Source organism: [Leptolyngbya] sp. PCC 7376 (genome assembly GCF_000316605.1).
In the GTDB taxonomy this organism is placed as follows: domain Bacteria; phylum Cyanobacteriota; class Cyanobacteriia; order Cyanobacteriales; family MRBY01; genus MRBY01.
Genome location: NC_019683.1, coordinates 1136426 through 1150321 on the forward strand (window position 1 = coordinate 1136426; position 13896 = coordinate 1150321).

At 46.1% G+C, this 13896-nt stretch carries 16 protein-coding genes; 6 read left to right on the forward strand and 10 right to left on the reverse strand.

Annotated elements, in window-relative coordinates; genetic code table 11:
• Positions 1–227: 227 nt before the first annotated feature.
• Together LEPTO7376_RS05105 and LEPTO7376_RS05110 are read right to left on the reverse strand one after the other, a co-directional pair.
• Positions 228–2192 carry a caspase, EACC1-associated type gene (locus LEPTO7376_RS05105; RefSeq protein WP_015133155.1) on the reverse strand — a complete coding sequence of 655 codons (1965 nt, stop codon included), beginning with the start codon at positions 2190–2192 and terminating at the stop codon, positions 228–230.
• A gap of 3 nt (positions 2193–2195) precedes the next feature.
• A complete protein-coding gene (locus tag LEPTO7376_RS05110) occupies positions 2196–2552 on the reverse strand; it encodes a hypothetical protein (protein ID WP_015133156.1) in 357 nt (118 codons plus the stop codon).
• A 100-nt stretch (positions 2553–2652) separates the two neighbouring features.
• Here LEPTO7376_RS05110 and rnc point away from each other — a divergent pair, with 100 nt between their 5' ends.
• Complete coding sequence (gene rnc, locus LEPTO7376_RS05115) at positions 2653–3378, forward strand: ribonuclease III (protein ID WP_015133157.1); 726 nt, start codon at positions 2653–2655, stop codon at positions 3376–3378.
• 107 nt (positions 3379–3485) lie between these two features.
• Here the strand turns inward: rnc and mutT are convergent, their stop codons facing one another.
• Complete coding sequence (gene mutT / locus LEPTO7376_RS05120; RefSeq protein WP_015133158.1) at positions 3486–3881, reverse strand: 8-oxo-dGTP diphosphatase MutT; 396 nt, start codon at positions 3879–3881, stop codon at positions 3486–3488.
• Entirely contained in the window at positions 3845–4072 is a 228-nt protein-coding gene (locus tag LEPTO7376_RS26205; protein WP_160148385.1) for a hypothetical protein, read from the reverse strand. Before LEPTO7376_RS26205 ends, mutT begins: the two co-directional genes overlap by 37 nt.
• Before the next feature lie 16 nt (positions 4073–4088).
• On the opposite strand from LEPTO7376_RS26205, the gene LEPTO7376_RS05125 reads away from it, so the two are divergent.
• Positions 4089–4295 carry a hypothetical protein gene (locus LEPTO7376_RS05125; protein WP_015133159.1) on the forward strand — a complete coding sequence of 69 codons (207 nt, stop codon included), beginning with the start codon at positions 4089–4091 and terminating at the stop codon, positions 4293–4295.
• 35 nt (positions 4296–4330) lie between these two features.
• Positions 4331–5296 (forward strand): acetyl-CoA carboxylase, carboxyltransferase subunit beta, encoded by a 966-nt coding sequence (accD, locus tag LEPTO7376_RS05130; protein WP_015133160.1) that lies wholly within the window; start codon positions 4331–4333, stop codon positions 5294–5296.
• A 15-nt stretch (positions 5297–5311) separates the two neighbouring features.
• Here accD and pstB read toward each other — a convergent pair whose 3' ends face one another.
• The 5 genes from pstB to LEPTO7376_RS05155 all read right to left on the reverse strand — a co-directional run bounded on the left by pstB (position 5312) and on the right by LEPTO7376_RS05155 (position 9340).
• Complete coding sequence (gene pstB, locus LEPTO7376_RS05135; protein ID WP_015133161.1) at positions 5312–6121, reverse strand: phosphate ABC transporter ATP-binding protein PstB; 810 nt, start codon at positions 6119–6121, stop codon at positions 5312–5314.
• Positions 6122–6134: 13 nt separating this feature from the next.
• Complete coding sequence (gene pstA, locus LEPTO7376_RS05140; RefSeq protein WP_015133162.1) at positions 6135–6980, reverse strand: phosphate ABC transporter permease PstA; 846 nt, start codon at positions 6978–6980, stop codon at positions 6135–6137.
• Positions 6973–7866, reverse strand: coding sequence for a phosphate ABC transporter permease subunit PstC (gene pstC / locus LEPTO7376_RS05145; protein WP_015133163.1), 894 nt, complete (start codon positions 7864–7866; stop codon positions 6973–6975). The genes pstA and pstC overlap by 8 nt, the downstream gene beginning before the upstream one ends.
• Entirely contained in the window at positions 7823–8686 is an 864-nt protein-coding gene (locus LEPTO7376_RS05150; RefSeq protein WP_015133164.1) for a phosphate ABC transporter substrate-binding protein, read from the reverse strand. The genes pstC and LEPTO7376_RS05150 overlap by 44 nt, the downstream gene beginning before the upstream one ends.
• 270 nt (positions 8687–8956) lie before the next feature.
• A complete protein-coding gene (locus LEPTO7376_RS05155) occupies positions 8957–9340 on the reverse strand; it encodes a hypothetical protein (protein ID WP_015133165.1) in 384 nt (127 codons plus the stop codon).
• 342 nt (positions 9341–9682) lie between these two features.
• Between LEPTO7376_RS05155 and LEPTO7376_RS05160 the strand changes: the two genes are divergently transcribed.
• Entirely contained in the window at positions 9683–10801 is a 1119-nt protein-coding gene (locus tag LEPTO7376_RS05160) for a VWD domain-containing protein (protein WP_015133166.1), read from the forward strand.
• A 203-nt stretch (positions 10802–11004) separates the two neighbouring features.
• Here LEPTO7376_RS05160 and LEPTO7376_RS05165 read toward each other — a convergent pair whose 3' ends face one another.
• The gene (locus LEPTO7376_RS05165; RefSeq protein WP_041765033.1) at positions 11005–11571 is read right to left on the reverse strand and encodes a hypothetical protein; all 567 of its coding nucleotides are present in this window, start codon (positions 11569–11571) and stop codon (positions 11005–11007) included.
• Positions 11572–11710: 139 nt separating this feature from the next.
• Between LEPTO7376_RS05165 and LEPTO7376_RS05170 the strand changes: the two genes are divergently transcribed.
• Entirely contained in the window at positions 11711–12394 is a 684-nt protein-coding gene (locus LEPTO7376_RS05170) for a response regulator transcription factor (protein ID WP_015133168.1), read from the forward strand.
• A gap of 18 nt (positions 12395–12412) precedes the next feature.
• A complete protein-coding gene (locus tag LEPTO7376_RS05175) occupies positions 12413–13888 on the forward strand; it encodes an ATP-binding protein (RefSeq protein WP_015133169.1) in 1476 nt (491 codons plus the stop codon).
• Positions 13889–13896: the final 8 nt, after the last annotated feature.

Sequence of the window (13896 nt, forward strand, 5' to 3'; positions counted from 1 at the left end):
AAAATTTGGGCGCAATCGACCATTCAAAATTGATGGGTTTTGCTCGATGAGAATTGATCACCAAAATTAAGCTTTTTCCTCGCGCCACCCATCCTACAAATTTGATCGCCGTAAGGCGAAAACGATCAGGCTACTCATCTCACAAATACCTCTCTGATCCAACTTAAAATTACATGCACACTACAAAAATCGCGCGAGGGCAGAGGGCAAGAGTGCAAAGGGCAGAATCACTGGGGGGTGACAACAACACGGAAACCGATAACGTCGGGGCGAACGCCGCGGGAATTGAAGTCACGAATGGCCGAACGACAACGCTCTGGATCGAAGGCCCAAGCGCCGCCGCGAAGAACTTTTTGATCACCAGAACCGACAAAAGATTTCTGAGTTCTCGGAGTCTTGTAATTATCCTCAAAATCATCCTCACACCACTCCCACACATTGCCATGCATATCAAAAAGTTCAAATTGATTTGGCTTTTTTTGACCGACAGGATGCGTTCTGCAATTATTTCCAAGAATTCGTTTTCCATAGTTACCTGAATCTGTTCGCCAAATTTCTGAACTATCAATATTTTTATCGCCACTATTATCAGCAAACCAAGCATATTTTCCTAACTGCTCTGCATCATCCCCAAAATAATATTGAGTCGTTGTTCCCGCCCGACAAGCGTATTCCCACTCAGCCTCACTCGGTAGCCGAAAACTTTTGCCAGTTTGTGGATTCAGCTTCTCTAAAAACTCGTGGCAGTCATCCCAAGAAACCTGCTCAACAGGATAATCATCCCCATTCTGAAACTCTGACGGATTATCCCCCATTACAGCTTGCCACTGCCCCTGAGTTACTTGATATTTCCCCATATAAAATGCCTGGGTAATATCAACTCGATGCTGGGGCGCTTCTCGCCTAAAACCATCCCACTTATATTTTTTGACTAACTTTTCGATCTCATCATCTGACATTCCCATCATGAAGCGGCCTTTCGGAATGAGAACCATATCCAGCTTCACCCCATTCCCCAGCTCCTCGGTAAATGATTTCGGTCGTTCTTCTGTTTCTCGCTTTGGTGCTTTAGACGTCGCCGCTTGAGTCACCTGCTTTATCTCAGCAGGAATCCATTGCGCCACATCCTCATCTCGTAGTCCCAACGACTCCTGAAACCGCCGCAACTTTTTAACATCCCGTTCCCGTAAGTCCGCTTTTTTCTGAGTCGCCTTGGTAACTATCACCTCAAACTTTTTCAGCTTTTCCTGCCGCAACCGATAGGGTTTCATCACCTCAGTTTCGATCGCTGCTGCTTCCGTTTCCTCCACACCCCAGCTCAGTTGATATTCATCCAGAGTCGCCCGATTAATCACATCAAACTCCCCTGCAATAAAATCAATATCCTCATGGTCTTCCCGCACCATTTCCAGCACCGCTTTGCGATATTGCACCAACGCATTCCCCTGGGGCGCATTCGAAACCGTAATTCGATAGCCTCCTTGCACCGGATAAAACTTCGGACTCATTGCCGGAGACTCCTGATGAATCTTTTCCTCCGTATAGCGATATAGCTCATCCGCCGAGATCATCCCATCACTATCCAGATCTGCTGCCCCAGTCCGAATCCCTTCCACTAAATAATGCGTGTAGATTGAGAGTTCCGAGTCCTCATGGGCAAAAGAATATTGTGTTGAAGTCGAGGATGTCAGAATTGCTCGACCCTTACCGCCTAGCTCATCTGGTTTAATATCGAGCTTTGCCTGCTCACCCTTTGCGATTAATCCCTTCGCAAACGCCCCACTAAAACAACAGTCCAGAATAATCACCTGTCGTTCTGAGCGACTATTTCCTATTTGCTGATGGAGATACCGCGCGTCCGTTGCTGTCGGCGGAATAACTACGGCTTTTTGGTCTTGCTGCGTCGCCGACAACCCAAAATACAAATTGAATTGCTTGTCTCGCATTCCATGCCCAGAAAAATAAAAGAGCACGACATCTTCTTTTTGGCGATTCGTAAAGAGATTATAGATAGCGATTTCCAGCGTGGATTTATCCGGATTATTCAGACATGCCACCTCAAAGCCACCAAGCTCCGCAGGCTCCAACACATTCCGCATCGCCTCCAAATCCCGCGCCGCATTTGGAAGCTGCTGTTTCTCCTCTAAATGCTTATATTCACTGACCCCAACTAAGAGTGCAAACTTTCCCATTCCCTAATCCAAGCTATTCAAAAAATCTTTTACCGCAGGCAAATCATTTACATTTGCTTTCACTTTGATGCCGCTACCATCAGCCTCTTTTTTCATAATCTCAACGTCTCGCCCTTGCGCCATCTCCTTCACAGCAGAAATAACTTCACCCGCCATTTCTGCCGCAATATCAAGTTCTAAGAATCCGGCAACAGCTTTCCCTATTCCCTTTGCACCATCAGGAGCCGCAGTTTCCGTCACCATCTCAACTGCATTCACTCCGGGTTGTTGCTGAAGCTCTTCCGCAAAATTCAAAATATCCGCTTCTAAATCCTCTTCATCAACATCTGGATTTGTAATCACTAAATAGAAATCAGCCATTAATACCGCTCAGAAACACGAACTCATTTTCGTCATTGTAGCGACGTTCTAAACCAGAAGAATATTGCTATCGTGTAAAAGTTCAAACTCCCGATTTGCAATGGCACAGCTCCCTCCCCAACGACAAAAAAGTTTAGTGCGGCTAATGGAGCGATTAGGGTTGTCGGATCACTCTCGGATTCGCTGGGATTTGATGGATTTGGCATTGACTCACCCGAGCATTTCGCCCGACCAAAACTATGAACAACTCGAATTTATTGGCGATGCCGTTGTTCGTCTAGCAGCTTCAGAAGTGCTTTACGAGCTATATCCCGACGAACCAGTGGGAGAATTTGCGGCAATTCGATCTATTCTGGTCAGCGATCGCACCCTAGCCGAGTTTGCCGAGAGCTACAACTTTCAGAAATATTTGCTGTACCACGGTCATTACGAAGGAGCAGGTTTAGTCTCACTACTCGCGGATGCATTTGAAGCAAATCTTGGGGCGTTATTTCTCTCAACGAATGATTTATCGCTAGTGCATCCGTGGCTCGATGCACCGCTAAAAATTAAAGCCGAAGAAATTAAACGAGATCCAGCCCGCCAAAATTATAAGGATGCGTTGCAGGTGTGGACTCAGAGCGAACACCATGTTTTGCCGACTTATAAAGTAGAAAAAAATCCCAAGTCGAAGAGCGAAGAAGATTTCTTCTGTTCGGAGGTTTGGCTGCGGGATATATTGCTGGGTTCTGGATTTGGACGGTCAAAAAAAGCGGCTCAACAAGCAGCAGCACGCCAAGCCTATGAAAAAGCAGTCCAAACAGAGTCGCCAAAGAAAAACGCCTAGGTGTCTGTCCTTGTTTCGACCCTAAGCGCTTTCCGGTGATTCCTCACACCAGATATGAGTTTTGACGAGGGTATCTGGTTGAGGTTCCCGATTGTTATGGAAGATATCTATGCCTTCTGAATTGCATTGATAATGGCTTGATTCGCTTCAGGGAATTCGTATTGGCCCAAGTCGGCTGGTTTCACCCATACAATTTCTTGGCACTCGATTGCCTTTGGTTCTCCACCCAAATAGTCACACCAATGCACATGGAGCGACACTTTAAATTTAGGATAGTCATGCTCAATCAGAATTAGGCGATCGCCCACTTTGATATCCAGCGCAATTTCTTCCTTTATTTCGCGTGCAACACAAGCCTCTACCGTTTCACCAGCCTCAATCTTGCCGCCGGGAAATTCCCAGAGACCGGCCATATCCCCTTTATCTAGACGACGATCAATTAAAATTTCACCTGCGTCATTCCGAATCACCGCAACGCCGATCTGCTTGTGGGGCAAGGACATTTCACTTCTCTCCAACCTGAATAAACCCGCCCATTATAGAAGATGTTACAAGCCATAAACGGATTGGTAATCCCCGATTTTTCGGTGCTATCGTCGAAGAACTTTATCGCCAAATGACCGCGTTCAAACCGAGGTGATCGCCGCACCATATCAGCAATTAGGCGATCGCCATGACCATTTACCATCACCATTGACTTTTTCTAAACTGTGACTTGGACTACAATTAGAACCACAAAAGCCCGCTGGGAAGCCGAATTCATGGGTCAACTGCTAGAGTCCCATAGCATCCCAAATCGTGTCCTCAGCATTGGATTAGGGATCTACTGCGGACAAGGAAGTCAAGCTGCACTCCAGGTGCGATCACAAGATCAATGGACGGCTCGTTTGCTCCTCAGTCCCCAAGAAGACGACTAATCAGGGTATTATTTGATGTCCCGTCACTATCGCTTATGTCTCTTTTTGATTGGTTTGCGGCAAATCGCCAGAACAATGAAACAGCCCTCAACCCCCAGCAAGAGCGCGAAATTGCGGATGGGTTATGGACGAAATGTAAATCCTGCGATGTCCTGACCTACACCAAAGATTTGATCAACAATCAGATGGTGTGTAAAGAATGCGGCTTTCATAACCGCGTCGGCAGTCGTGACCGAGTTCGTCAACTGATCGACGACGGCACATGGCAAGAACTGAGCAAAGATATTGCACCAACCGACCCCCTTAAATTCCGCGATAAAAAAGCTTATAGCGATCGCCTCAAAGATTACCAAGAAAGAACTGGCCTCAACGATGCTGTTGTTACTGGTACAGGCCTAATCGATGGTTTACCCATTGCCCTCTCCATCATGGACTTCGGCTTTATGGGCGGCAGTATGGGATCTGTCGTTGGGGAGAAAATTTGTCGTCTCGTAGAGCACGGCACAGCCGAAGGCTTACCCGTTGTGATTCTCTGCGCTTCCGGGGGGGCGAGGATGCAGGAAGGGATGCTCAGCCTCATGCAAATGGCGAAAATCTCTGGTGCTTTAGAACGTCACCGAGCAAAGAAACTACTTTATATTCCCGTCCTCACTCACCCAACGATGGGCGGTGTCACTGCAAGTTTCGCGATGTTAGGCGATCTTATTTTGGCGGAACCCCAGGCAGCCATTGGTTTTGCGGGACGACGAGTTATTGAGCAGACCCTCCGCGAAAAGCTCCCCGACGATTTCCAAACTTCCGAATATTTGTTGCAACATGGTTTTGTTGATGCGATTGTGTCCCGCACAGAGCTGAAAAAAACCTTGGCGCAAATGATTAGTTTGCATCAGCCGTTCTCTCCCATCCTGCCTGAACTACAACTCAAGCAGCACGTAGAGCAACAGCAAGAGAAAGAAAAGGTTTACGAGACAGTACCTTCCCACAGCGATTTTTACAAGTAAATAACCGCTCAATATTTAGCCTTGTAACCCACTGACATAAGCCTGAGTTAGTGGGTTTTTGGGTTGCTCAAAAAATTGTGCTGTTGGAGCAACTTCGATCAGCTTGCCACAATTTTCTTGTGTCCAAAAAAGCGCTGTTTGGTGGGCAATACGTCTTGCTTGGGCGAGGTTGTGGGTAACGATAACAATGGTGTGGCGATCGCCCAACTCTCGAATCAAATCCTCAATCACTTGAGTAGATATTGGATCGAGGGCGCTGCAAGGCTCATCCATTAAAATCACTTCGGGTTTAAGGGCAAGGGTACGCGCTAAACAAAGTCGCTGTTGCTGCCCGCCGGATAATCTCAACGCACTACGTTTGAGACAATCTTTTACTTCATCCCAAAGTCCCACAGCTTTTAGACTAGATTCGATTCGATGGTCAATTTCGGTACGATCTTTGCACCCATGTTCTCGCAGGGGAAATGCAAGATTTTTATAGATAGAAAAAGGAAAAGGATTCGGTTGTTGAAACAGCATTCCCACTCGACGGCGCAGCGCAATGACATCGAGTTTCGGATCAAAAATATTTTGACCTGCGAGATAAGCTTTGCCCGTCACCTGACAGCCAGCAGTTAAATCACTTAATCGATTTAGACAATTTAGAAAACTACTTTTCCCCGATCCCGATGGCCCGACGATCGCCGTAATTTGTTGGGCAGGAATTTCGAGAGAAATATCTTGGAACGCCATTTTTTCGCCATACCGTAAACTGAGTCGCTCCGTGCGCATGGACACAGGACGGCGAGAAAGTTTGGAAGAGGGCTGTAGAGTGGTCATCGGCATAATTAGCGCAATTTCAAAATTTGAGGTGGCGGCGCATCCAGTAATTTCCCAGCAAACTTGTGCTGCCATTAATCAGTAAAAGTAGCAAAATCAGAATACTCGCAGTGCCGTAGGCATTGGCGTTGCCATTGGAAATATTCATCGCCAAATCATAAATATGAATTGACAGACTTCGACCCGAATCTAGCAAAGATGTCGGCATTCGATCCACATAGCCACTGGTGAAAATCAAGGCAGCTGTTTCGGCGATCACCCGTCCGAGCCCGAGGGTAAAACCAACAACTAAACCGGGAATTGCAGCGGGTAAAACTAAATGCCAAAGAGTTTTCGTGTGGGAAATGCCGAGAGAAGCAGAGCTGAGACGGTAGGTGCGCGGTACAGCGCGTAACCCTTCTTCTGTCGAGCGGATGAGTAGAGGTAAAACCATACAAGCGAGGGTTAATCCTCCCGCTAAAATCGAAAAGCCAAACCCAAAAACTTTGACGAAAAGTGCATTTCCAAATAGCCCAAACACAATCGAAGGAACTCCTGCCAAAATATCCAAACTCCGGCGAACTAGCCGTCCAAAACGAGAGGAAGCATCACAAAATTCGGCCAACAACAAAGCTGTACCCACTCCCAACGGTAACGACACACCCATACAAATTATGAGGATGTAGGCAGTAGAAAGAATAATCGGTGCAATCCCGCCATCACGGCCGGAATCAATGGGTGCAGCAGTCAAAAATTGCCAGTTAATTTGTCCTAAACCATGCCAAAAGATATCGCCAATAATCCACAAGAAAAGACTTGTAATGCCTAGAGGGATTAACCAAATAAGAAAAGAAAATAGGCGATCGCCCAATCGCTGACTAACCATTGACTCCCTCCTCCGACACAACCCAATCAGCCGCCAGAATTAATAGCATCACGACCACCATCAAACAAAGTCCACTAACAAATAAAGCCGCGCGATGATCACCCAGAGCATAGGCCATTTCGAGGGCAATATTTGCGGTGAGGGTACGCACTGGATCGAAAATGCTGATGGGCACTTTTACCACATTTCCGCACACCATGAGCACTGCCATTGTTTCTCCCAAAGCGCGACCCGCCGCCAAAATTCCCGCTGTCACTAAACCTGATTTTGCCGCAGGAACAGCAACGCCCCAGACCATGCCCCATCGTGAAATACCCAAAGCTTTTGCACCGCGCAGATAACTGGTCGGCACTTTCCCTAAACTTGCATCAGCAATTAGCGCCACCGTCGGCAAAATCATTAACGCCAAAATCACAATGCCAGCGAGTAAACTCGTACCCGGTGGTTGCAGTTTTGTGATGAGCGGCACGAGCACAACCAATCCCCAAAAGCCGTATACCACTGACGGAATCCCAGCCAGTAATTCCAATAGACGACGGTACCAATTCGCTAAACATTTCGGTGCATAGAATTGGCAAAAAATTGCGGACAAAATCCCCAATGGCAAAGCAACAGCGATCGCCCCAACAGTTGTCCAGAGCGTCCCAAGAATCATCGGCAAAATATTAAATTGTCCGGCTGTGGGTTGCCAACGCTCATCACTGAACAAAACTGTGAGCCCATATTTTTGGAAAATGGGAAATGATTCTCGCAGCAAAAAAAGAAGAATTAAGAGCACCAAAATCCCTGAAACAAGACCAGTCCCCTGCAACACCCACAACAAAATTTTGTCGGCATTCAAACTAGGATGGCGGTTTTGCTTGATCGCTCTGGGCAGTTTGGACATCCAACGGGACAAGGCTTTGGGCTTTAACCACGTCATAGGCTTCGGGCGATCGCGCAAATTCGATAAAGTCTTGGGCTAGGGAAACAGGTACATCTTTGCTCACCAAATTGAGGGTGCGGGCAAGGGGGAAAGTGCCATTCTGAATATTCTCGGTAGAGGCTGTAATGCCATTCATCGCGAGAAGTTTAATCGGTGTACCCGCTGCAATTTCCTGTTCCGCCGCACCGATAGAGACATAGCCAATAGCATTAGGATTTCCGGCAACCGTTTTAATGCCCTGTTGATTATCACCAATCACCACGTCTGACTGAATCTCTGCATTATCCAGCTCAAAATGCTTTAAAAATAATTCGAGTGTCGAACGTCCTTCAGCTTTATTGACCACGGTAATTTGACCGTCGTTACCACCCAAATTTTGCCAGTTATTTTCTGCATCAAGGAAAATCGCCGCCACTTCGTCATCTTCTAAAGCATCAAGAGGATTGTCGGCATGGACGATCATCGCTAAACCGTCTTTGGCGATCGCCCAATCCTGAAACGCTGTTTTTTCCTCTGGTTTGAGATCGCGGGAAACCATCCCCAAATCATTTAATCCTTCGGCAGCATCAGAAAATCCTCGGGAAGATCCACCGGTTTGTACATCGACGCGAATGCCGGGATTTGCCGCTTCAAACTTTTTGCCCAATTCATTGGCAAGGGGAGCAACCGTACTCGAACCTGTGAGCACTAATTTTTCTTGCTGCGCATTATCCGACTGACCGCAGGCAACAAGGGTCAAGCCTAAACCTGCCATTAAAAAAGCTTTGCCAAACCAGCTCATATTGACCTTTCCAGATTTGCTTTAACTCACTCTTCATCATTGCAACAAATCCTGAAAACTCGATGAGACTAACCTAAAAACTTAAAATTCGCAGTTTAGACATAATAATCCAGCATTACATCAAGAAAATTAGGTCTTATCAAAAAAATTAGATGTTTTTGGTCAAAAACAGGGCGATCGCCCACCACCAAACTATTGTGTTGATCAATCAACTTAAAATACTGGACGCAGTTATAAACACTCCTCTTTTTAAAGCAGGAAAACCAATCATCAAAGTATCAAACTTTTTATAAATTCCTTGAACAAGTAGAGTATCCATTCCACAAAAAACAATAGCCAGCCAATACACCAAAGGACAACCGTTACCACCGCAAGAGCAACAAAAGTAATCATCATCACACTGAAATAAAGCTCGATAATTGTTCGAGGGCCACTCTTTTCATATTCAATTTTGCTGGCTGGCCCCTGCATAAATGTGGGTGCGCAGAGATTCGCAATCACATAAGAACCCAGCCAACAAACCCCAATCCCTTCTACGTGGTACGGCTCAAGCGCTAAATAAATATTTCGATAATGCGGGATGAATAAAAAGACAGGCAACAGCGACAGTGCCAATAATGAAACAATTAGAAGTCTTCGGGCTGTTTGATTCATCAGATGCCCTTAATGAATGGACGACAATCATGCTTGTTTCCATTCTAAAAATGTTTGAGAAATAGCCAATAAAGAAATAAGGCGATCGCCGCTGTAATTCAGCGTTAAAAGGTTTGAACAAGAACGACTCGCCAAGATTTCCGTTACCGACCTCGAAACAAAAGGGCATTCTTATACTGACTCTGCCTCTTTGGCTCCGAAGCTAAAGGGATAGATACACCGCCCATAAAAAATCACAGGTTTAGGTTTCGAGCAAAATCCCTACTCTTTTGTGTCATGGGCGGAGTTGTTGATTACACCCAAAAATCTGCTCAACATTTCCTGTAACTTTTCCAATTTTGTATGTCTTTACTTTCCTACTTGCAACAGCGCTGGCGTTTCCTTCGCTGGGCGTTACTTTTCTTTCTTAGTGCTTGTCTTATCCTCTTTTCCGCTGCGCCGAGTCCTGGCCAAACCTTGGTAAATGAAGGCGACTTTTGCGAAATCAATACCGACTCGATGGATGATGTTCAGCAAGGTCGTAGCTACGGTGACCCCCACATCAACACCTTTGACGGCTTCCATTACAGCTTTCAAACTCTAGGAGAATATATTCTCACTAAATCTGATGACGGCAGCTTCGAGGTGCAAACTCGCCAAGAGCGGGTTCCTGAGCGCGATAATCTTTCTCTGAATACGGCTGTGGCTATGAATGTCTGCGGCGATCGCCTCGCGATTTACGTCGATGGTGACGATGCAAAGGTTTGGCTGAATGGTTCCCCACTAGCAATGAACGGCTCGGCAGTTGCCCTCGACAACAACGGCGAAGTACAACGACAGGGCAGTGGTGACTACGGCATTATTTGGCCTAGTGGCGACCAAGTACGCGTTAAAAGTATCACGGTAGCGGGCAGTCGTTTTCTCAACATTATGCCCCTCATTCGCACAGAGCATCGCCGTGATGTGATTGGTTTACTCGGTAATTTCAATCGAGATCCTGACGACGATTTGATGAGTCGCGATGGCACTGTTATTCCAGCAAAATCTACTTACAGCGTGGCAACCAATATGTTGGATCGAGCGCTACCGTCAGTCATTCCTGTGCGTCAGTTAGAGAGCGCTTATTTCGAAAATCTCTACCGTCAATTTGGTGATAGCTGGCGTGTCCGCCAAGGTGAATCCCTATTCGATTACTTGCCGGGTCAGTCGATGGCCACATTTACGAATTTCGATTTCCCATCGTCATTTTTCACGCTCAATCAAGCTTCTCCAGTGCAAGTGCGTGATGCTCTCGATACTTGTCAGGCAGCAGGTGTGGAAGATGAATTGCTGGATGGTTGTGTATTTGATGTGGCAGCAACTGGACAAACTAGCTTTGCCCAAGCAGCTCTCAATGCGGTAACTGATACTCTCGCACGAGAACTACAAAACCGTTTGGTAGATGAAGTTCAGAAAGTAATTCCAAGCTTTCCTTTCTTCTAGATTTTTTCTCTTTGTGGCGATCGCCGTTTTTACTTTTTAAGGGGCGGCGATCGCCAACATTGACATCAAACCAAATCCAAACAAATCAGATATTTTTTCTAATAAAAAAATAAGGCGATCGCCGTTGACCGCCTCATATTCACCTATGGTGTGTAGAGATTGAGCAACTGAATACTGCCACGCACTCAGTCAACTCATTTGGACTATTGATTTGATTGTTGCTGACCGCGCTGAAAGCCTCCTTCGGGAATCCCAAGAGCTGCCTTAAGTTCTGCTTCAGTAATGCTGAGCTGATTTGCTGCCGCTTCAAAATCAGGACGGGGAGGACGCTCACCATTTTCGGGGCGAGTCTCAGGCAAACCAAGCGCGGTTTTGAGAGTTGCTTCAGTAATACCGAGCTGCGTTGCTGCCGCTTCAAAATCAGGACGTTGACGACGAGGAACACCGAGAGCTTGCTTCAGAGCTTCTTCTGTTACACCCAGTTCATTAGCCGCTGCTTCAAAATCAGGGCGGGGAGGACGCTCACCATTTTCGGGGCGAGTCTCAGGTACACCGAGTGCAGTTTTTAATGCATCTTCGGTAACGCCAAGTTCGCTGGCTGCTGCCGCAAAATCAGGACGCTTATGTTTTCTGCCACCCATTTTTTCTGTTTGTTCTTGTTTAACGTTGATATCGGCTTGGGCAGTAGCGCGATTGACGCTCACCAATCCGACAGAACCGATTACGAGAGGAGTTGCAATGAGGAGTAATGTACGACGGAAATTAATCATGTTTAAAGAACCTTGATGTCTACAATCCCTATTGAGCACCATAAAAATTACAGATTAATGTCTCTTTCAATTACAGATTTGTAATCTTGATTTGGAACAAAAAAATCTAAGATGAAAGCGTGAGATTCCAAGGGTTTTGATGCATATTCTTTATGTCGAAGATGAAATAAAAATTGCGGAATTTGTTCAGGCAGGTCTAAAAGAACAAGGTTTCATGGTGGACTATTGCGATGATGGCAATGATGGATATGATCGGGCGCTCCACCAAAAATATGACGTAATCGTTTTAGATATTATGGTGCCGGGAAAGGATGGGCTGGCGATTCTCAAAGGGATTCGGAATGCGGGAAATCAAACGCCTGTTATTTTGCTCACAGCGCGGAATGAACTAGACGATCGCCTGAGTGGTTTAAATCTCGGGGCGGACGACTATATTGCAAAACCATTTTTTGTGGAAGAGTTGGTTGCCCGTATCCATGCAGTCATTCGGCGGGTGTCGGGCGATCGCCAAAATATATTGATTGTCGAGCCGTTGAAATTAGACCGCTTGGCACGGGAAGTAATGTGCAATGACAAAGCGGTGGAGCTCACCTCGCGGGAATTTAATTTTTTAGAGTATTTAATGCGATCGCCGGGGCGAGTATTTACCAGAACACAAATTTTGGAACATGTTTGGGGGTATGACTTTAATCCCAACACCAATATTGTGGATGTCTGCGTCCAACGCATCAGAAAAAAACTCGACAAAGTTAATGGCAAAGGTTGCATTGAAAGTGTGCGGGGCGTCGGATATCGCTTCCGTAAGCCTGAGACTGCCGCTTAATTTCAGGGATAAAAGCCATTGAAACTCTCTTCTTTTCGTCTCCGCATTGCCCTGTTTGCTGCCCTTTTAGCAAGTGTTGCAGTGTCTGGTTTTGGTGGCATTTCCTACATTTTGCTCTACCAGTCTAAAACCCAAAATCTTGACCAAGATCTCCAAGCCAGATTAATCAGAGATGCCTCTAGGCCAAGATCGGATCAAGCTTGGCAAACTTTAGAAGAATCCCGTGAGTTGTTTTTTTCGGATGATTTGACGGCGAATAGTTTGGTTTTGGTTTATGGCACAGAGCAAACCCTGATTTACCAATCTGCCAATTGGGACAACGATTTAAATAGCTATCTCACTTTTCCCCCTCAGCCGGATCTCCCCAATAATTTTCCAATAAATCCACGTCGACCCAATCTCCCTGGGAATCGAGACACACCGCGTCGCCCCCCCAATCCTGAAATCATTCAAGAGCTAATCAAATTATCATCCTTAACCACCCAACACACTTCGACTGGCTCATGGCGTTTAGGAACCGTTTCCTCACCATTTGTTCAGATGGCGATCGCCATTAATTTAGACGTGATTGATCAGGAGATGGCGTTAATTCGCAATATCTTTGTGCTGCTCATTCCTGCCACGTTGGTGATTGTGATGGCAGGGGCATGGTGGTTATCAAGTAATGCTTTAAGCTCTGTGCAAAATATTACAAGTGTTCTCAAAAAAATTACGGCAAAAGGGTTGGATCAGCGAGCATCTTCCAATGGACTGGATACAGAATTTTTAGAGTTGGTCAATGTCTTCAATCAAATGATGGAGAGGCTCGAACGGAGCTTTCAACAAGCTTCTCGTTTTAGTGGAGACGCAGCGCATGAACTAAAAACGCCTCTCGCGATTTTGCAGGGAGAATTGGAACAAGCAATGCAAACCGCTCCTGCTGGTTCGTCACAACAACAAACCTTTGGGCGATTACTCGATGAAATCCGGCGGCTGAATTCTATCACTCGAAAACTATTGCTTTTATCCTTGGCTGATGCGGGTCAAATGAAGCTGCAATCCCAAACAATTGATTTTTCGGAACTGGTTTCAGAACTCGCAGAAGATATCGAGTTGATGGCACCTGAGCTACAATTACAATTGCAACTCGCCCCAAATTTAAAGCTTAAAGGTGATCGCCAACTCTTGACTCAGGTACTTCAAAATCTCGTCACGAATGCCATTAAATACAATGTGCCCCAAGGTTTAATCGCCATCGAAACATTTCAAGCAAAGCAAAATATCATCCTCAAAATCAGCAATCCTTCCAAGGGATTAAAGGGGGGCGATCGCCAGAAAATATTTGAGAGATTTAAGCGAGAAGATTCATCTCATAACCGTAAAGTAGAAGGCTTTGGCTTGGGCTTAAGTTTGTCGAGGGAAATTGTCCGTGCCCACGGCGGTGAATTAACACTAGAGCCCGCCTCAAAATTAGTCACATTTACGCTCTCACTACCGATCTCGATGGCTCGCTAGAATGGGAT

What these genes read in the sequence shown, in the direction of transcription:
- LEPTO7376_RS05170 (WP_015133168.1), top strand. Translation starts at nt 11,711, where the DNA reads ATGCATATTCTTTATGTCGAAGATGAAATAAAAATTGCGGAATTTGTT.
- pstB (WP_015133161.1), bottom strand. Translation starts at nt 6,121, where the DNA reads ATGCCGATGACCACTCTACAGCCCTCTTCCAAACTTTCTCGCCGTCCT.
- LEPTO7376_RS05110 (WP_015133156.1), bottom strand. Translation starts at nt 2,552, where the DNA reads ATGGCTGATTTCTATTTAGTGATTACAAATCCAGATGTTGATGAAGAG.
- LEPTO7376_RS05105 (WP_015133155.1), bottom strand. Translation starts at nt 2,192, where the DNA reads ATGGGAAAGTTTGCACTCTTAGTTGGGGTCAGTGAATATAAGCATTTA.
- LEPTO7376_RS05160 (WP_015133166.1), top strand. Translation starts at nt 9,683, where the DNA reads ATGTCTTTACTTTCCTACTTGCAACAGCGCTGGCGTTTCCTTCGCTGG.
- LEPTO7376_RS05165 (WP_041765033.1), bottom strand. Translation starts at nt 11,571, where the DNA reads ATGATTAATTTCCGTCGTACATTACTCCTCATTGCAACTCCTCTCGTA.
- pstC (WP_015133163.1), bottom strand. Translation starts at nt 7,866, where the DNA reads ATGTCCAAACTGCCCAGAGCGATCAAGCAAAACCGCCATCCTAGTTTG.
- LEPTO7376_RS05155 (WP_015133165.1), bottom strand. Translation starts at nt 9,340, where the DNA reads ATGAATCAAACAGCCCGAAGACTTCTAATTGTTTCATTATTGGCACTG.
- LEPTO7376_RS05150 (WP_015133164.1), bottom strand. Translation starts at nt 8,686, where the DNA reads ATGAGCTGGTTTGGCAAAGCTTTTTTAATGGCAGGTTTAGGCTTGACC.
- mutT (WP_015133158.1), bottom strand. Translation starts at nt 3,881, where the DNA reads ATGTCCTTGCCCCACAAGCAGATCGGCGTTGCGGTGATTCGGAATGAC.
- rnc (WP_015133157.1), top strand. Translation starts at nt 2,653, where the DNA reads ATGGCACAGCTCCCTCCCCAACGACAAAAAAGTTTAGTGCGGCTAATG.
- LEPTO7376_RS26205 (WP_160148385.1), bottom strand. Translation starts at nt 4,072, where the DNA reads ATGGTGATGGTAAATGGTCATGGCGATCGCCTAATTGCTGATATGGTG.
- pstA (WP_015133162.1), bottom strand. Translation starts at nt 6,980, where the DNA reads ATGGTTAGTCAGCGATTGGGCGATCGCCTATTTTCTTTTCTTATTTGG.
- accD (WP_015133160.1), top strand. Translation starts at nt 4,331, where the DNA reads ATGTCTCTTTTTGATTGGTTTGCGGCAAATCGCCAGAACAATGAAACA.